Below are 17808 nucleotides of genomic sequence, written 5' to 3' on the forward strand. Positions count from 1 at the left end.
TACCTGTTGACGCACTTTCTCACTCACCGCTGGGTCGGTGGATGATCGGTTCGCACAACCGCCGTCAGGCCTCGTCGCGAAGCCCCGATGACGATTCGGCCGAATTACGCTCGGTCCGAAACATGTTGGTGGCATTCATGTACAGGTTTCTCCACAGCTGGGGATGAATGTGCCGATGAATCGGCGCAGTGAATTCCGCGTGAACACCACGAGTCGCCGGCGCAACCGCAACGAGACCTCCTGCCGCAAGAGGCGCTTCGCGCCCGTGCGCGGTTGAGGAGTCTCTGGACTCGTCAAGCGCGCACGGGTGGCGGAGCCGCCTCGAACCGGTCCGGGCTGTCCACGACACCCGCGCTACAGGCGGTCAGGCGGGGTTCGTCGCGGGTCGTGCGCACCCGGACCCGGTCGGTGCCGTCCGGGTGCCGGACCAGGACGTCGGTGTCGCCGTCCGCGCGTGGGACCGCCGACAGCGGGATCACGTCGTCGAGTCCGAGCAGCGACCGCTCGGCCCGCACGGTGTGCTCGGCGAATTGCAGCACCAGGTCGTCGGTGCACCGGCCGCGGTAATGCTCGAGCACCACCCGTCCGCGATCGTGTTCGGCGACAATGTGTTCCGCGGACTCCGCGGTGACCCGGCCGTAGTAGATGCCCGACGGCAGGCACACCACGGTCGCGGCGAACCGGTCGCCGCCGACGTGCGTCGACTCCCAGACCCGTCCGTCGCGGTGGCCGAGACCGGTGACGACGGGGCGTCCGAACGACGCGCAGCAGGCGTCCTTCTTGCCGTGGGTGCAGACGAGGAACAGCGATTCGGTGGGGTCGAGACGTTCCCCGACTCCGGGTGGCAGGTCGATGGCGAGGTCGAGGTCCAGCAGCTCCCGGTCCTCGCGCACCAGCAGTCGCTCCGCCCAGCCGTCGGCTCGTCCGGGACGCACGAGGTAGACGTGACGTCCCGCGGCGACGTCGCGGCGCTCTCGGGTGCGGATCAGCACCGGACGCACCCCCGCGTCGGCGCACAGGGTGGCGAGCGCGTCGCCGAGGACCGGGTCGAGGCGGCTCTGCCGGAGCCGGTCGCGGCCCCACGGTCCGGGTTGCTCGATCAGCAGCCAGCCGTGCACCCGGGGCGCAGTGCCGCACAACGGCTCCTGGAGTGACCGGGAGAGCGCCGCGCAGGCCGGTGGCGTCCACCCCTCGGGCGACGTCGTCGTCTGCACGCTCACGCAACAGACTGTATAAGGTTAGGTTCGCCTATCTTCTACCCTCTTCGAGGTCGAGGTCCAGGATGCGTTCAGCCACGTGCTCCCCGAATGTCACCGACGCCCAATGGCAGGAGATCGTCGACGCCCTCACGCGACGCGAATTCGGGGCCGGACTGGGAGCAGCCGCACTGGCCGCACTCACCGCGGCATGCGCGCGACCCGACGCCGCAACCGGCAGCGACAGCGGCGCCCAGCGCACCGTCACCCACGCCATGGGCACGACGACGGTGAGCAACAGGCCCAGTCGCATCGTCGCCCTCGACAACCTGCCCATCGACACCGTCGTCACGCTCGGGAAGACACCGGTCGGCGCTGCTCAGGCCGGTTCCGCCGACGCGCTGCCCGCCTACCTGGGCGGCGGACTGGACAGCACAACCGTCGTCTCGTCGATCGCCGAACCGAACCTCGAGGCGATCGCCGCGCTGCAGCCCGACCTCATCCTCAGCAGCAAGCAGCGGCACGGCGACCTGTACGACGCGCTGTCGGCGATCGCGCCCACCGTCTTCTCGGTGTCGCCCGCGGTCGACTGGCAGGGGACGCTGCGGCTGTTCGCCGAGGCCATGGGTGAGACGGAAGCAGCCGAGCAGAAGCTGTCGGCCTTCCACGCCCGCGCCGCCGCGTTGAGCGAAACCAACCGGGGCCGCACCGCGCACGTCATCCGCGTGATGGACGACGGTCTGCGCCTCCACGGACCCGGCACGTTCTCCGGTTCCGTGCTGACCGCGGCCGGCTACACCATCACCGGGCAACCGTGGGACGCGAAGAACGACATGTCCGAGATCTCGCTCGAGAACGTCGCCCAGATCGACTCCGAAATCGCGTTCGTCGCGAACACGTCCGCACCCGGGGAACTGGGGATCGACCCCGTCCTCATCGGGCAGATGGGGCCGTCACGACGCGACGGCGTCCGCCAGACCGACTACCGGGTGTGGATCACCGGCATCGGCCTCACCGGCGCAAACCTGATCCTCGACGACCTCGAGCGACTGTAGGCGGCTTCGCCGCCCGTGCGCGGTTGAGGAGTGTCACGACTCGTTAACCGCGCACGGGGGCTAGCCTGCCTTGGTGAGTTCCGACAAGATGCTGACCCGCATCGGTGGGCTCCTCCGGCAGGCGGAATCCACCGACAACCCGCACGAGGGCGAGGCCTTCATGGCCGCCGCCCAGCGGCTCGCCACCGCCTCCTCGATCGACCTCGCGGTCGCGCGCGCACACGCGGCAGACAGGGAGAAGCGGGCCACTCCCACGCAGCGCCTGATCACGATCGGCGAACCGGGCAAGAAGGGTCTGCGGACGTACGCGCAACTCTTCCTGGTGATCGCCGCCGCCAACGACGTCCAGTGCGACATCGCCCAGACGTCGGCCGTCATCTACGCGTACGGGTTCGCCGGCGACATCGACGTCTGCGAGGCCCTGTACGCGAGCCTGCTGATCCAGATGGTCCGGGCATCCGACGCCTACATCAAGTCGGGGGAGTACCGCGGCGAGACGACGGTGCGGACGCAGGTCGAGAGGCGCGGACGCCGCCGCGTCGCGACACGGGTGCGACGCCCCGTCGCCGGTGTCACCGCCCGGTTGAACTTCCAGCTCGCCTACGCCGCGCGGATCGGGCAGCGCCTCGCCGACGCCAAGAAGGAGACCGAGGAGCAGGCGGTGTCCGTGCCGGAGTCGTCGGCGGAGACGGCGCTGGTCCTGCGCGACAAGCAGCTCGAGCTGAAGGACTACTATTCGGAGAACTCGCAGGCCCGCGGCACGTGGCGCGGAGGCCGGGCGTCCGCCGGACATTCGTCGAGCGCCCGCCGGGCCGGCGACCGCGCCGCCCGGACTGCACGCCTGAGCAACTCACCCGAACTGTCGACCGCCCGCAAGCAGATCCCGTCGTGAAGCGACCCCGCGACACCCAGCGGACCGCCGTGTACGACGCGGAAGCCCTCGTGCGCACCATGTTCGACCGCGCCGACGAGCGCGGGCTGCGCGTCGTCGACGTGATGGGGTCGCAGGTGACGCTGCCGGTGGAACGCAAGTTTGCGTCGATCGACTCGGTGCAGGACTACGTCGACCGGGTGCTCGCCCTGAACTGGGTGCGGTCCACGTGGACGCGGGCGGCCACGCCGGTTCACGTCCGCGCGCGGTCGGGTAACAAGGCCGCCCACTACGAAAGCGATTGCGCGACAATCGCGGTCCCCGAGCATCGGAACGGCAACGCCTGGGCGCTCCGCGAACTGGTGGTGCTCCACGAGGTGGCCCATCACCTGGATCCGTCCGACCCCGAGTACCCGACGGTCGCCCCGCACGGACCGGAGTACGTGGACCGCTACCTCACCCTGGTCGGGGAGATCATCGGTCTCGAGGCGGCATTCGTCCTGCGCACCATGCTCCTCGCGGGCGGGGTGCGGCTGAGCTGATGTGCCTCAGGCGCGGGGATGCAACCGGACGAAGCGGATCTCACGGCCGGCCGCCCGGAAGTCGGCCGCGCTGCCGTCGACGTCGAAGCCCATGCCCCGGGCGATCCGCATTCCGAGTTTCGGATGCTCCGACGCGTAGTGCGCCATGAAGTCCGCACCGGTCTCGGGATCGAGGAATTCGGCTGTCACGGACAGTCGCCGGCGGCCCACCTGAATCCTCGCATTCGGCTGCGCCCGCAGGTTCCGGTACCAATCCGACTTGGGACCGAACCCGGCGGCCAGCACGTACCTGTCGCCGACGGCGTCGTGGTTGACCACCTCGAGCACGACCTGCCGCCGGGCGCCGGTCTTGCGCCCGACGTGTTCGAGGAGCAGGAATCTGCCGCCGAGGAGAAAGCCGAGGTGGACGCGGTAGAGGTAGATCGGCGCGCGGAAGAACGCCCGCCGGATGCCGGTGGGCGGGTCAGGCCTCTGCGTGACCTTCACACACCCAGTCTTCCAGTCCGCCGTGTGGTCGGGTGGTGATGCGTCCTCGTCCGTTTCGAAGACGATGGGCGGAAGGTGCGCCGACAACCGGGTGAATGTACCGCTTGGCGCATCTGGGGCGCCGGACGGTACATTCGCCCGCTCAGATCGTCCGCTCGGCGGGTTCGTTGTGCGCCCGACCGTCGCGCGAGCACTATGGATCGAGAAGGCCCAACGTCTACTCCGAGGAGCCACGAATGACTCGTCCAGTTCGCATCGGTGTCCAACTTCAGCCGCAGCACGCGCCCGACTACGGGCTGATCCGCGACGCGGTACTGCGCGCCGAGGACGCAGGCGTCGACATCGTCTTCAACTGGGACCACTTCTATCCGCTGTACGGCGACCCGGCCGGCGCCCACTTCGAGTGCTGGACGATGCTCGGGGCGTTCGCCGAGCAGACGGAGCGGGTGGAGATCGGCGCGCTCGTCACGTGTGCCGGCTATCGGAACCCGGATCTGCTCGCCGACATGGCCCGCACCGTCGACCGCATCAGCGGCGGACGGCTGATCCTGGGCATCGGCTCGGGCTGGTTCGAGCGCGACTACGACGAGTACGGCTACGAATTCGGTACCGCGGGGTCGCGGCTGAACCTGCTCGCCGAGTACCTTCCACGGATCACCGCCCGGTTCGGCAAGCTGGAACCCGCACCCACCCGGCACATTCCGATCCTCATCGGCGGTGGCGGCGAGAAGAAGACGCTGCCGCTGGTCGGGCAATACGGCGACATCTGGCACAGCTTCAGCGACATGGACACGTACAAACGTAAGTCGGGGATCCTCGCCGGATACGCACGGGATGCCGGACGCAGCCCCGACAGCATCCAGCACTCCACGTCGTGGCCGGGGGTCGACGACGCGGCAGCCCACGTCGACGCCGGCGTCACCCTCTTCACCGTCGGTGTGGGCGGTCCCGACTACGACCTCGGCACGCTGAAGGAGGCCATCGCCTGGCGCGACGAGAACACCCCGCCGCCGCTGTCGGGCCTGGCCTAGTGTCCTGAGTCTTTAATTCTGGCGCAGTAGTGTGCGATGGAGTCGAGGATCTGGTCGGCGGTCTTGACCCAGACGTAAGGTCTGGGGTTGTCGTTCCAGGTCTCGATCCATGCTCGGATGTCTTTGTTGAGCTGTTGGACCGAAGTATGCGTGGAGCGTTGGAGCTTCTTGGTGGTCAGTTCGGCGAACCAGCGTTCGACGAGGTTCATCCACGATGAGCTGGTCGGTGTGAAGTGGATGACGAAGCGCGGGTGCGCGAGAAGCCATCGTTTGACCGCGGGAGTCTTGTGCGTCGATGCATTGTCCATCACGAGGTGGACATCGAGATCGTCGGGAACCTCTGCGTCGATCTTGCGGAGAAATGCGATGAATTCTTGTGCGCGGTGGCGTGAATGGAGTGATCCGATCACCTTCCCCGAGGCGATGTCGAGAGCGGCGTACAGGCTCGAGGTGCCATTGCGGACGTAGTCGTGACTGGCGCGTTGCGGGGTGGTGGGAAGCATCGGGAATATCGGTTGGGTCCGGTCCAGTGCTTGGATCTGAGTTTTTTCGTCGACGCAGAGCACCAGAGCCCGCTCGGGCGGGTTCATGTACAGGCCGACGACGTCACGGACTTTCTCCGTGAACAGTGGATCCTTCGACAGTTTCCATGAGTCCTGTTTGTGCGGGGCCAAACCGAACGCGCGCCACACCCTCGAGACCGTCGATTGCGAGATATCGAGATGCTCGGCCATCGATCGTGTGGACCAGTGTGTGGCATTCTTCGGTGTCGTTTCGAGGGTCGAGGTAATCAGATCCTTGATCTTGTCGTCGTCGATTGTCCGGGGACGGCCGGGGCGTGGTTCGTCGAGCAACCCGTCGCATCGGTCCTCGACGAACCTGTCGCGCCACCGCCGCACCGTTCCTCGGTTCAACCCCAGCCTCTGCGCCACTTCGGTATTCGATCCACCACCGGCAGCAGCGAGAATGATTCGCGACCGTACCGCCAAACCTGCAGCGGTCTTGCGTCGCCGCGACCACCCCTCGAGTTCTGCGCGTTCGGTCTCGGTCAGCACAATGTCCGTCGGTCGCGGACCGCGAGTTGCCATGACCAATCTTAACAACCGATGGCTTATTTATGACTCAGGACACTAGACGCTTCGCGCCCGTGAGCGGTTAACGAGTCTCTGCACTCGTCAACCACGCACGGGCGGCGGAGCCGCCTACAGCCGCTCGAGCACCATCGCCATGCCCTGTCCGCCTCCGACGCACATGGTTTCGAGGCCGAACTGCTTGTCGTGGGTGGTCAGGTTGTTGAGCAGCGTGGCGGTGATGCGGGCACCGGTCATGCCGAACGGGTGACCGAGGGCGATCGCACCGCCGGACACATTCAGCTTGTCCTCGTCGATCCCGAGCTCCCGCGCCGACCCGATCACCTGCACCGCGAACGCCTCGTTGATCTCGACGAGGTCGATGTCGGAGATACCCAGCCCCGCGATGGCGAGGGCACGCTTGGACGCCTCGATGGGGCCGAGACCCATGATCTCCGGCGAGAGACCGGACACCCCGGTGGACACGATCCGGGCCAGCGGGGTCAACCCCAGCTCCTTGGCCTTGGTGTCGGACATGATCACCAGGGCGGCGGCACCGTCGTTGAGCGGGCACGCGTTACCGGCGGTCACGGTGCCGTCCGGGCGGAACACGGGCTTGAGCTGGCTGACGGCCTCATAGGTGGTGCCGGCGCGGGGACCGTCGTCCTTCGTCACGACGGTGCCGTCGGGCAGGGTCACCGGGGTGATCTCCCGCTCGAAGAAACCGGCGCCGATGGCCTCCTCCGCCCGGTTCTGCGAGCGCACCGCCCACCGGTCCTGCTCCTCGCGGGTGATGCCGGTGATCTGCGCGACGTTCTCCGCGGTCTGGCCCATCGCGATGTAGGTGTCCGGGACCAGCCCCTCCTGCCGGGGGTCGACCCAGGTCTGCCCGCCCTGGGCCAGCTTCTCGGTGCGGGTCTGCGCGTCGGCGTACAGCGGGTTCTGGGTGTCGGGCAGCGAGTCGGAGTTGCCCGCGGTGAACCGGGACACCGTCTCGACGCCGGCGGAGATGAACACGTCGCCCTCACCGGCCTTGATCGCGTGCAGTGCCATGCGGGTGGTCTGCAGCGAAGACGAACAGTACCGGGTGATGGTGGTGCCGGGGATGAAGTCGTAGCCGAGCTGGACCGCGACGTTGCGGCCCATGTTGAACCCCTGCTCGCCGCCGGGCAGACCGCAGCCCAGGATGAGGTCGTTGATGTCGGTGGGGTCGAGCGCGGGCACCTTGTCGAGTGCCGCCTGGACCATCTGCGCGGCGAGATCGTCCGGGCGCATGCCCTTGAGCGATCCCTTCATGGCGCGACCGATCGGGGAACGGGCGATGGAGACGATGACGGCCTCGGGCATGGGTAACTCCTACCGATTGACGTGGTGGACGGCAGTCGGTGCGGACCTGCAGCCCCTCAGTTCTAAGCACATGCTTATTTTCTAAGCGTTTGCATATATTGACCACGTCTGCGGTGCGGTGTCAACCCCCGGACACCAGCCGTTGTGCTCAACCGACAACGAACCGATCGAACTCGAGCCCCTGAGGCCGTTTCTTGTACGAAACCCCGTCGATAGTGTTGTGGATCACACCACAACGAAAGGGCGGACGAAATCGTGTCGCACATCGGCTATTTCGCTTGGGACCTCGCCGCACAGCGCGGAGATGCGCCCTGCCTGCGCGACGACCGACTTGAACTGACCTACGCACAGTTCGCGGAGCGGGTGGACGCCTTCGCGGCACAGTTGTCCGAGAACGGTGTCGGCCGTGGCGACGTCGTCGCGATCATGCTGCCGAACCGCACGGAACTGCTCATCGCCCTGATGGCCTCCTGGCGGATCGGTGCGGCCGCGACCCCGGTCAATCCCACGTTCACCGTCAGCGAGGCGGAGTACCAAATCGACGACGCCACAGCGGTTCTCGTCGTCAACGAGGGACCCGGCGCACCGACCGGTGGACGTCCCGTGATCGCCGTCGACGACATGGCGACCATCCCCGACCCCGCCTGGGCACCCGGCACCACCGCCGGCGGAGACGACCTCGCGTTGCTCATCTACACGTCCGGGTCGACCGGACGGCCCAAGGGCGTGATGCTCACCCACGACAACCTGCAGGTCATGAGTTCCTCGATGGTGCAGCATTTCTCGCTTACCGCCGACGACCACTGCCTCCTGATCCTCCCGCTGTTCCACGTCAACGCGATCTGCGTCAGCTTCCTGACCCCGATGCTCGCCGGCGGTCAGCTGAGCGTCACCGGACGCTTCTCACCGGCCCGGTTCTTCGACGACGTCGCCCGCCTGCGGCCGACGTACTTCTCCGCCGTCCCTACCATCTATGCCCTCCTGGTCTCCCAGGACACCGTCGGCGACACCTCCTCGCTGCGCTTCGCGGTCTGCGGGGCCGCCCCGATCTCCAAGGAACTCCTCGAGCACGCCGAGCAGCGTTTCGGACTCGTCATCGTCGAGGGCTACGGGCTGACGGAGGGCACCTGCGCGTCCGCGTGCAACCCGCCGGACGGCCTTCGCAAGCTGGGCACCGTCGGCCCCGCACTGCCGGGGCAGACCATCGCGATCGTCGACGAGTCCGGGGCACCGGTGCCGGCGGGGGCAGTCGGTGAGGTGGTGATTCGGGGCGCGAACGTGATGCGCGGCTACCTCGGCCGCCCCGACGAAACGGAACGCACCGTCGTCGACGGCTGGTTGCACACCGGCGACGTCGGCCGACTCGACGAGGACGGCTACCTCACCCTCGTCGATCGCATCAAGGACATGATCATCCGCGGCGGGGAGAACATCTACCCCAAGGAGATCGAGAACGCTCTCGCCACTCACGACGACGTCCTCGAGGCGGCCGTCATCGGAGCCCCGCACGACGTGTACGGCGAGGTGCCGGTGGCATACGTCGTCACCTACCCGGAGACCGCCGTCACCGACGTCCTCCTGGCCGAACACCTCGGAAGCCGGCTCACGAAAGTCAAACTGCCGGTGGCTATTCACATCGTCGACGCGCTGCCCCGCAACCCCGTCGGCAAGATCGACAAACCGGGACTGCGGAGTCGCCATCGGCCTGCCGCCGTCCGCTGATCCAGTAACACCCCACACCTCGGGACGCACCCGAGGCGATGCCCCCTACCCTCAGGAGCCTCCCATGGGATTCAAGACCGGGAACTTCCCCGAAGTCGACCCCGCCACCTTCCTCGACCTCCCGTTCCGCGACCGCCTGCGCGCCATGTCGACCCATTGGGTCGACTACGGTTTCGGAACCCCGAAGATGGTGCACACCATCTACATTCTGAAACTGCTCGTCCTCTACCTCGGCGTCGGTTTGACGTTGGCGACGTTCACGTCCGGCCTGAACGTCCTCGACGTCGGTGGCTGGTGGAACGAGCCGATCATCTACCAGAAGCTGATCCTGTGGACGGTGCTGCTCGAAGCGGTGGGTCTCGCCGGTTCGTGGGGTCCGCTCGCCGGCCACTTCAAGCCGATGACCGGCGGCATACTGTACTGGTTGCGCCCCGGGACCATCCGGCTCCCACCGTGGCCGGGGAAGGTGCCGCTCACGTCGGGCGACACCCGCACCGTCGGCGACGTCCTGATCTACGCGGCCGTGCTGGTCAACATCGTTGTTGCGCTGATACTTCCGGGGGTACATACGTCGTCGATCGACGCGGCCATCACCGACAACTCCGGACTCGTCCGCCCCGCGGTGCTGTTTCCGCTGATCGCGCTGCTGGTGCTGATCGGTCTGCGCGACAAGGTCATCTTCATCGCGGCCCGCAGCGAGCAGTACCTGCCCGCGATCGTGTTCTTCGGTGTCCTTCCGTTCGTAGACATGATCGTCGCGCTGAAGCTGCTGATCGTCTCGGTGTGGGTCGGGGCGGGCGTCTCCAAGCTCGGACACCACTTCTCGATGGTGGTGCCGCCGATGCTGAGCAACACCCCGTGGATGCCGTTCAAGAAGATCAAGCGCGCCCACTACCGCAACTTCCCCGAGGACCTGCGGCCGTCGATCGTCGCCGGTGGCGTGGCCCACGTGCTCGGGACGGTCGTGGAGGTGGTGACCCCGCTGGTGCTGCTGTTCTCCACCAACCGCACGCTGACGCTGCTCGCGGTCGTGCTGATGGTCGCGTTCCACCTGTTCATCCTGTCCACGTTCCCGCTGGCGGTACCGCTCGAGTGGAACCTGCTGTTCGCCTACGCGTCGATTTTCCTGTTCCTCGGATTCCCCGCCTGGGACGGATACGGCGTCGCCGACATGTCCTCGGTGTGGCTGACCGCGGTGATCGTAGCCGCCCTGGTGTTCTTCCCGATCCTCGGCAACCTGCGCCCCGACCTCGTCTCGTTCCTGCCGTCGATGCGTCAGTACGCAGGCAACTGGGCGTCCGCCACCTGGGCCTTCGCGCCGGGCGCCGAGGAGAAGCTCGACGAGCACATCGTCCGTCCCAGCAAGAACACGCGCACCCAGCTGCTGGCCACCTACCCGCCCGAGGTCGCGGACGTCGTGATGCACCAGCTGCTCGGCTGGCGGTCGATGCACAGCCAGGGGCGAGCGTTGTTCTCGCTGATGATGCGCCACCTCGGCGACGACATCGACACCTACTCGCTGCGCGAGGCCGAGTTCAGCTGCAACTCGCTGGTGGCGTTCAACTTCGGTGACGGTCACCTGCACAACGAGTTCCTGATCGCCGCACTCCAGCGGCGCTGCAACTTCGCGCCCGGCGAGTTCGTCGTCGCCTGGATCGAATCGCAGCCCATCCACAAGGGCACTCAGCAGTACAAGGTGATCGACGCCGCGCTCGGTGTCATCGAGCGGGGAACGTACAAGGTGTCCGACGCGATCAACGAACAGCCGTGGCTGCCGAACGGTCCCATTCCGTTCGACGTGCAGTGGACACTGGACGGAGACGGCTCGAACGTGCGGACGCGGGAGGCGAAGATGCAGAAGACAGATCTGGTGGTGCGGCCGTGACCACCGCAGTCGTGGTCGGCAGCGGGCCCAACGGGCTCGCTGCCGCGGTCCACCTCGCCCGGCACGGCGTCGACGTCCAGGTCCTCGAGGCCGCCGCCACCATCGGCGGCGGCACCCGCTCCGGCGAACTCACCGTCCCCGGACTGCTGCACGACGAGTGCTCCGCGTTCCACCCGATGGGCGCCGGGTCGCCGTATCTGCAGACCCTCGACCTCGGCCGGTACGGCTTGACGTGGAAGTGGCCGGAGATCGACTGCGCCCACCCCCTCGACTCCGGTGAGGCGGGATTGCTGCACCGGTCGGTCGCGGCCACCGCCGCCGGACTCGGCGACGACGGCGCGCGCTGGCAGCGCATGTTCGGCGGACTCGCCGACGGCTTCGACGACCTCGCCGCCGACCTCATGCGTCCGATCGCGAACGTGCCCCGGCACCCGCTGCGGCTCGCGAACTTCGGGCCCCGGGCCCTGCTCCCGGCCGCGGTGACGGCCCGCTGGTGGCGCACCGACAAGGCGCGAGCACTGTTCGGCGGCGCCGCCGCCCACGCCTACTACCGCCTCGACCGGCCCGCGACGTCCGCGGTCGGGATGATGATCATCGCCGCCGGGCACCGCTACGGGTGGCCGGTCGCCGAGGGCGGATCGCAGTCGATCACCGGTGCACTCGCTGCCCTGCTGACCGACCGGGGCGGCAAGATCACCACCGGTGTCCACGTCCGCGAGTGGAACGAACTCCCGCCCGCCGACGTCGTCCTGCTGGACGTCGCGCCGTCCGCCGCGCTCGGCATCCTGGGCGCCCGCCTGCCCGACCGGGTGGCCCGTGCGTACCGGCGATTCAAGCACGCGCCCGCCGCGTTCAAGGTCGACTTCGCCATCCAGGGCGGGGTGCCGTGGGCCGATCCCGAATGCGGACGCGCCGGAACCGTCCACCTGGGTGGCAGTTTCGCCGAGATCGCGGCCGCTGAGCGTGACGTCGCGGCGGGGCGGATGCCGGAGCGGCCGTTCGTGCTCCTCGGTCAGCAGTACCTCGCCGATCCCGGTCGGTCGAACGGCGATCTGCATCCGCTGTACGCGTACGCCCATGTCCCACACGGCTACACGGGCGACGCGACGGAGGCGATCACCGCACAGATCGAGCGATTCGCGCCCGGCTTCCGGCAGCGCATCGTCGCCACGGTCAGCAGCGGACCGGCGCGTCTGGCCGCGTCGAATCCCAATTACGTCGGCGGCGACATCATCGGCGGCGCCAACACCGAAACGCAGGTGGTGCTGCGCCCGCGCATCGCCCTCGACCCGTACAGCACCGGGATCCCCGGCACGTACCTGTGTTCGGCCTCCACACCGCCCGGCGCCGGGGCACACGGGATGTGCGGGTACAACGCGGCGCAATCGGCTCTGCGCTATCTGCGAAAGGGAGGAGGGGACGTGCTGTGAGCAGTCCCGCCCCCGGCGACCGCGGCGCCGGCGCCAGGCGCCGCATGGCGCGGGTGCCCGCGATGGCGGAGGCCGAGGTCCTCGACATCGTCGCCGGCGTCGCCCGGAAACTCGATGCGCGGCAGGCGGAGATCACCCGCACGATGAGCGCGCTGCTCGCACACGAGATCGACCAACTCGACGAAGACCCGCAACTCGTCGAACTGCTCGAGGCGAGCGTGAACGGCAACGTCTCGACGATCGTGCACGTCCTCGCCAACGACATTCCCGTCGACCACTTGCAGCCCACCACCGCCGCCGTGGAGTATGCGCTGCGACTGGCGCAACGCGACGTGTCGTCGAACTCGCTGGTCCGCGCGTATCACATGGGCCAGGACGACCTCATCAAGATCTGCTACGACGAAGTCAGCGCCCTCCAACTGTCCGGACCGCTGACCCTCGCTGTGCTCAAACATATTTCGGAGGTCGTGTACAGCTACATCGACTGGATCACCCTCTACGTGTTCGACGCCTACGAGCAGGAACGCCGGCGGTGGCTGGGTGCCCGCGGCAACGTCCACTCGTCGACCATCCACACCCTCCTCACCGGAACGGGCAACGACGGCTCCGCGTTCGAGGCCGAGACCCACTACCGGCTCGAGCAGACGCACGTCGCGATGATCCTGTGGTCCACCGGTTCCGACACCGAGGCGAGCCTCAACGCACTCGACCACTACGTCCGGGACCTCGCTCACCACCTCGCCACCGACTCCGCGCCCATCGTCACCGCCATCGACCGCCGAACACTGTGGGCCTGGCTGCCTTTCGGCCGCCGGAAGCCCATCCTCGACACCACCGAACTCGCCGCGGCCATGCCCGCGAACCCGGGCATCCGGACTGCGATCGGCCTGCCCGCGTCCGGGATCGCGGGATTCCGGCGGTCGCACGAACAAGCGCACGCCGCCTACTCCGTCGCCACCGTGCCCCACACCCCGGCCCGGCCGATCGTCGGCTTCGGCGACCGCGGCGTCGCCGTCGTCTCGCTCCTCGCCGAGAACCTGGACTCCACCCGGGCCTGGGTATGGGAGGTCCTCGGCCCACTCGCGGAGAACACCGACCAGGCCGCGACACTGCGCACCACGCTCAGCACCTACTTCGCGACCGGCGAAAGCCACCTCCACACCGCCCAGCAGATGAACCTCCACCGCAACACCGTCAAATACCGCATCACCAAAGCCCTCGGCGACCCCGCCACCGGCACACACAGCAAGCTGGATCTCGCTCTCGCCCTGCAGGTGTGCGAATTCCTCGGTCCGACGGTGCTGAAGTAGGCGCTTCGCGCCTGTGCGTGGTTGACGAGTCTCAGGACTCCTTAACCACGCACGGGCGGCGGAGCCGCGAGCGCAATGGATCCGTCTCGCTGTGGTGGCGGGTGGAATCGTCGTCGGCTTCCCGCTCCGCACGTCGTTCGCCCTGACGACTGCGCCCGCCAGTCACGGTGCTGTCGTCATCGCGCTGCTGCCGGCGGCGACCGCGGTCACGGCTGTTGTCCGCGGCAAAGAGCGTCCGCCGCGGTAGGTCGGATACGCGAACTCGGCGCATGGCAGACGGTGTCCTGGGCTCTGATGGTCGCCGCGCCGCTGATGATCGCCCTGACAGTCATTTCGGCGATCCGGCAGCCGCCAACCGGGTCACCGATCGAGTGGGCGGCGTTCGCCTACCTGGGCGTGGTGAGAGCACGTTCCTCGGATTCTTCGCCTGGTACCGCGGGCTCGCGATCGGGCCGATGGCACAGGTCAGCCAGGTCCAACTGGTCCAACCCGTGCAGACCATCTCCTGGGCGGCCCTGCTGCTGCGTGAACAACTCACCTGGGCCACCGTCCGAGTTCGAGGGCGCTTCGCGCCCGTGCGCGGTTGAGGAGTCCAGAGACTCGTCAAGCACGCACGGGCGGCGGAGCCGCCTATGCCCGACCGAGGATGGACCCGAGGTCGGCGGACGTGGAGAGGGTGCCGTATTCGTGGGTACGGTCCGGGCCCAGGCGGGCATCGATGAAGGTGTCGGCGACGGCGGCGGGTGAGAAGCGGGTCAGCAGCGACGCCTGAAGTGCGAGGGCCATCGATTCGACGACGGTGCGGGCGCGCAACTGTGCGCGGGCCGGGTCCTCGGTGGCGAGTTCGCCGAGCTGACGACGAACCCGGTCGAGGTGCTCGTCCAGCACCGCGTTGCTGCCGCGAGCCAGGTTCACCTCGGCATCGAATGCGGCGACGCTGTCGGGTTCACGGGTCATCGCGCGCAGGACGTCGAGGGCGATGACGTTGCCCGACCCCTCCCACACGGCCATGACGGGCTGCTCCCGATAGCGGCGGGCGAGCGGGAAGTCCTCGGTGTACCCGTTGCCGCCCAGGCATTCCAGTGCCTCGTACGCGTGGTGCGGGCCGCGCTTGCAGATCCAGTACTTCGCGACCGCGGTCGCGAGCCGGCGGAAGCTGCGTTCCTGCTCGCTCGCGTCCTCGTCGTGGGCGCGGGCGAGGCGCAGCGCGGTGACGGTGGCCGCCTCCGACTCCAGCGCCAGGTCGGCCAGCACCGACGTCATCGCCGGCTGATCGGCCAGGACCTTCCCGAACGCCGAGCGGTGCCGGGCGTGCCACACCGCCTCCGCGACGGACTGCCGCATGCCCGCGGTGCTGCCGAGCACGCAGTCGAGGCGGGTGCGCGCGACCATCTCGATGATGGTGCGGACGCCGCGCCCCGGTTCGCCGACCATGACGCCGACGGTGCCGTCGAGTTCGATCTCGGACGACGCGTTGGACTTGTTGCCCAGCTTGTTCTTCAGCCGCTGGATGCGAAAGACGTTGCGGGTGCCGTCCGGGAGGATGCGGGGCAGCAGGAAGCACGAGAGCCCCTCGCCACCTGCACCTTCCGCCTGCGCGAGGACGAGGAACGCGTCGGACATCGGGGCCGAGCAGAACCACTTGTGCCCGGTCAGCAGGTAGTCGGCGCCGGGGCCGCCGCGTCCGGCGGGTTTCGCGACGGTGGTGTTGGCCCGGACGTCGGAGCCGCCCTGCTTCTCCGTCATGGACATGCCGAAGATCGCGGACGCCTTGCCGGGTGCGTCGAGTTCGGGGGTGTAGCTGCGGGACAGTGCGCGCGGCTTCCAGATCGCGGCGACGTCGGGTTGCAGGTCGAGGGAGGGGATGGCGGCGTTGGTCATCGAGATCGGGCAGGAGTGTCCGGGTTCGATCTGCGCGAACATCATGAATGCCGCTGCGCGCGCGACGTTCGCGCCGGGCTTGGGGTCGGCCCAGGCCGACGTGTGCGCCCCGTGCGCGACGGCCGCGGAGATGATCCGGTGATACGCGGGGTGGTATTCGACCTCGTCGATCCGGTTGCCCCAGCGGTCGAACGTCTTCAGTTCGGGGATGATCGTGTTGGCGAGTTCGGCGTCGTGCTGGAACGTGGCACTGCCGACGAGTGCGCCGATGCCGGTGAGTTCGCCGGTGGCCCAGCCGGCGTCGTGGCGGCGAACCCCCTCGGACAGCACCGTGTCGAGGGTGAACTCGTTGACGTCGGTGCGGGGCACCGACTGGTTGAGCACGGTGTGCGTCCGGTGGGGTGCGGGATGGGTGACGTTCGTTTCGGAAAAAGTAGTCATGGCAGTGTCTTTCGTGAGTCAGCTCGCGGAGCGGATCAGGTGCTTCTGGATCTTGCCGGTGGGGGTGCGGGGCAGCACGGTGGCGAACACGTAGTCGCGGGGAATCTTGTAGCGCGCCAGCTTGTCCGACAGGTAGTCGCGGATGTCGTCGGCACCCACGACGTCCGGTTCGCGCCACACGACGTGCGCGACGACGGTCTCACCCCACTCGGGGTGCGGCCGGCCCACCACCGCGACGTCCACGACGTCGGGATGGCCGGAGATGGCGTCCTCGACTTCCTTGGAATAGACGTTCTCGCCGCCGGTGATGATCATGTCTTTCGCCCGGTCGACGATGAAGAGGTAGCCGTCGTCGTCCTTGCGTGCGAGATCGCCTGTGCGGTACCAGCCGCCGTCGGCGAACACGGCTGCGGTGGCGGCGGGATCGTCGAGGTAGCCCTGCATCACGGTCTCGGTGCGTAGCCAGATCTCGCCGATCTCCCCGGCGGGCACGTCGGCGCCGTCGGGGCCGGCCAGGCGCATGTCGACGCCGGCGAGCGCCGCCCGGCCGATCGAACCGGCCTTCGCGAGCTGTTCCTCCGGGTAGAGGACGGCCCCGACGGGACCCGTCTCCGTCATCCCGTACACCTGGTAGAAGCGGGTGGTCCGGTACGACTCGACGAGTCGGCGCGCCACGTCGGCGCCGATCGGGCCGCCGCCGTAGAGCCAGGCCCGGACGCTGGACAGGTCGTGGTCGGCGAAGTCCGGCACCGCATTCTGTGCCGTGGTGTAGATGACCGGCGGACCGAAGCACAGCGTGATGCGTTGCTGCTGTACCGCTTCCAGGAAGTGGACGGGGTGGTACTCGCGGACGAGCACGACGGTGCCGCCCATGTAGAGCGTCGCCATCAGCCAGTTGTTGAGCGGCGACGCGTGCCAGATCGGGACGGCCATCAGTAGTCGCTCTTCGCGGGTGATCGACAGACCGAGGGCCGCCGTAGTCGCCACGAGCACGACGTTGCGGTGGCTGTGCACGCAGCCCTTGGGCGCGCCGGTGGTGCCGGACGTGTAGAGGATTTCCGCGGGGTCGTTCTCGTCGAGGTCGATGCCGTCGATGCCGTCCAGGTCCGCGATCGCGTCGTCGAAGAAGGTGTGGCCCGCCACGGCGGTGTCGGTGGACAGCAGCTGCACCGGCGTCTCGAGCCGCTCGATCACGGGTGCGAGTTCGCCGTCGAAGACGCACACCTTCACCCGCGCGTGCCGCAGGATGTAGTCGACCTCGGGTGCCTGCATCTTGTGGTTGACCGGCACCACCACCGCGCCGATGCGCCAGGCGCCGAGCATCGCGTAGACGAATCCGGGGGTGTTGAAGCACATGAGAGCGACGCGGTCACCGTGCTCGACCCCTAGTGTCCGCAGCAGGGCGGCGGCCCGGCGGCTACCGTCCTGCACGGAACCATACGTATGGTCGCGGCCCTGGAAATGGAGAAACGCCTTGTCGGGCGTCTTCCGGACGTTGCTGTCGAATACGCGAACGATGTTCATCGCGCTCCTTGGAGAAG

14 protein-coding genes and 1 pseudogene are annotated in these 17808 nt (G+C 68.0%); 9 read left to right on the plus strand and 6 right to left on the minus strand.

The annotated features are described in order from the left end of the window. Positions 1-293: 293 nt before the first annotated feature. Positions 294-1220: a sucrase ferredoxin gene (locus PSR88_RS17585; RefSeq protein ID WP_016884850.1), complete on the minus strand. Its 927-nt coding sequence runs from the start codon at positions 1218-1220 to the stop codon at positions 294-296. 62 nt (positions 1221-1282) lie between these two features. Here PSR88_RS17585 and PSR88_RS17590 point away from each other — a divergent pair, with 62 nt between their 5' ends. The 3 genes from PSR88_RS17590 to PSR88_RS17600 all read left to right on the plus strand — a co-directional run bounded on the left by PSR88_RS17590 (position 1283) and on the right by PSR88_RS17600 (position 3664). Beyond that, a complete protein-coding gene (locus tag PSR88_RS17590; protein WP_016884849.1) occupies positions 1283-2251 on the plus strand; it encodes an ABC transporter substrate-binding protein in 969 nt (322 codons plus the stop codon). Between the two features lie 73 nt (positions 2252-2324). Further along, complete coding sequence (locus PSR88_RS17595) at positions 2325-3143, plus strand: DUF2786 domain-containing protein (RefSeq protein WP_016884848.1); 819 nt, start codon at positions 2325-2327, stop codon at positions 3141-3143. Next, positions 3140-3664, plus strand: a complete 525-nt coding sequence (locus tag PSR88_RS17600; protein ID WP_016884847.1) for a TIGR04338 family metallohydrolase — start codon at positions 3140-3142, stop codon at positions 3662-3664. Before PSR88_RS17595 ends, PSR88_RS17600 begins: the two co-directional genes overlap by 4 nt. Before the next feature lie 6 nt (positions 3665-3670). On the opposite strand, the gene PSR88_RS17605 is transcribed toward PSR88_RS17600, so the two are convergent. Then, complete coding sequence (locus PSR88_RS17605; protein ID WP_016884846.1) at positions 3671-4150, minus strand: nitroreductase family deazaflavin-dependent oxidoreductase; 480 nt, start codon at positions 4148-4150, stop codon at positions 3671-3673. 236 nt (positions 4151-4386) lie between these two features. On the opposite strand from PSR88_RS17605, the gene PSR88_RS17610 reads away from it, so the two are divergent. Then, positions 4387-5181: an LLM class F420-dependent oxidoreductase gene (locus PSR88_RS17610; protein ID WP_016884845.1), complete on the plus strand. Its 795-nt coding sequence runs from the start codon at positions 4387-4389 to the stop codon at positions 5179-5181. On the opposite strand, the gene PSR88_RS17615 is transcribed toward PSR88_RS17610, so the two are convergent. After that, positions 5178-6269, minus strand: coding sequence for an IS630 family transposase (locus tag PSR88_RS17615; RefSeq protein ID WP_342338315.1), 1092 nt, complete (start codon positions 6267-6269; stop codon positions 5178-5180). The genes PSR88_RS17610 and PSR88_RS17615 overlap by 4 nt on opposite strands. 114 nt (positions 6270-6383) lie before the next feature. After that, on the minus strand, positions 6384-7598 hold the full coding sequence (locus PSR88_RS17620; RefSeq protein ID WP_011596088.1) for an acetyl-CoA C-acetyltransferase: 1215 nt from the start codon (positions 7596-7598) through the stop codon (positions 6384-6386). A gap of 255 nt (positions 7599-7853) precedes the next feature. Between PSR88_RS17620 and PSR88_RS17625 the strand changes: the two genes are divergently transcribed. From PSR88_RS17625 to PSR88_RS17645, 5 genes and pseudogenes are all read left to right on the plus strand, one after another. After that, positions 7854-9320 carry a class I adenylate-forming enzyme family protein gene (locus PSR88_RS17625; protein WP_016884844.1) on the plus strand — a complete coding sequence of 489 codons (1467 nt, stop codon included), beginning with the start codon at positions 7854-7856 and terminating at the stop codon, positions 9318-9320. A 64-nt stretch (positions 9321-9384) separates the two neighbouring features. After that, complete coding sequence (locus tag PSR88_RS17630; protein WP_016884843.1) at positions 9385-11205, plus strand: DUF3556 domain-containing protein; 1821 nt, start codon at positions 9385-9387, stop codon at positions 11203-11205. Next, the gene (locus PSR88_RS17635; protein WP_016884842.1) at positions 11202-12635 is read left to right on the plus strand and encodes a phytoene desaturase family protein; all 1434 of its coding nucleotides are present in this window, start codon (positions 11202-11204) and stop codon (positions 12633-12635) included. The genes PSR88_RS17630 and PSR88_RS17635 overlap by 4 nt, the downstream gene beginning before the upstream one ends. Continuing rightward, positions 12632-13945, plus strand: coding sequence for a PucR family transcriptional regulator (locus PSR88_RS17640; RefSeq protein ID WP_016884841.1), 1314 nt, complete (start codon positions 12632-12634; stop codon positions 13943-13945). The genes PSR88_RS17635 and PSR88_RS17640 overlap by 4 nt, the downstream gene beginning before the upstream one ends. 52 nt (positions 13946-13997) lie before the next feature. After that, positions 13998-14532, plus strand: a pseudogene (locus PSR88_RS17645) (DMT family transporter); the annotation flags it as partial. A gap of 43 nt (positions 14533-14575) precedes the next feature. Here PSR88_RS17645 and PSR88_RS17650 read toward each other — a convergent pair. Together PSR88_RS17650 and PSR88_RS17655 are read right to left on the minus strand one after the other, a co-directional pair. Beyond that, positions 14576-16267, minus strand: coding sequence for an acyl-CoA dehydrogenase family protein (locus tag PSR88_RS17650; RefSeq protein WP_020476874.1), 1692 nt, complete (start codon positions 16265-16267; stop codon positions 14576-14578). A gap of 18 nt (positions 16268-16285) precedes the next feature. Next, the gene (locus PSR88_RS17655; protein WP_016884838.1) at positions 16286-17791 is read right to left on the minus strand and encodes a class I adenylate-forming enzyme family protein; all 1506 of its coding nucleotides are present in this window, start codon (positions 17789-17791) and stop codon (positions 16286-16288) included. Positions 17792-17808 lie beyond the last annotated feature (17 nt).

The sequence above is a fragment of the Rhodococcus sp. DK176 genome (assembly GCF_038447315.2).
In the GTDB taxonomy this organism is placed as follows: Bacteria; Actinomycetota; Actinomycetes; order Mycobacteriales; family Mycobacteriaceae; genus Rhodococcus_F; species Rhodococcus_F jostii_A.

Bases quoted from the DNA above. Each gene is read 5' to 3' on its own strand.
- PSR88_RS17590 (WP_016884849.1), top strand. From the start codon at position 1,283: ATGCGTTCAGCCACGTGCTCCCCGAATGTCACCGACGCCCAATGGCAG.
- PSR88_RS17610 (WP_016884845.1), top strand. From the start codon at position 4,387: ATGACTCGTCCAGTTCGCATCGGTGTCCAACTTCAGCCGCAGCACGCG.
- PSR88_RS17615 (WP_342338315.1), bottom strand. From the start codon at position 6,269: ATGGCAACTCGCGGTCCGCGACCGACGGACATTGTGCTGACCGAGACC.
- PSR88_RS17620 (WP_011596088.1), bottom strand. From the start codon at position 7,598: ATGCCCGAGGCCGTCATCGTCTCCATCGCCCGTTCCCCGATCGGTCGC.
- PSR88_RS17630 (WP_016884843.1), top strand. From the start codon at position 9,385: ATGGGATTCAAGACCGGGAACTTCCCCGAAGTCGACCCCGCCACCTTC.
- PSR88_RS17650 (WP_020476874.1), bottom strand. From the start codon at position 16,267: ATGACTACTTTTTCCGAAACGAACGTCACCCATCCCGCACCCCACCGG.
- PSR88_RS17655 (WP_016884838.1), bottom strand. From the start codon at position 17,791: ATGAACATCGTTCGCGTATTCGACAGCAACGTCCGGAAGACGCCCGAC.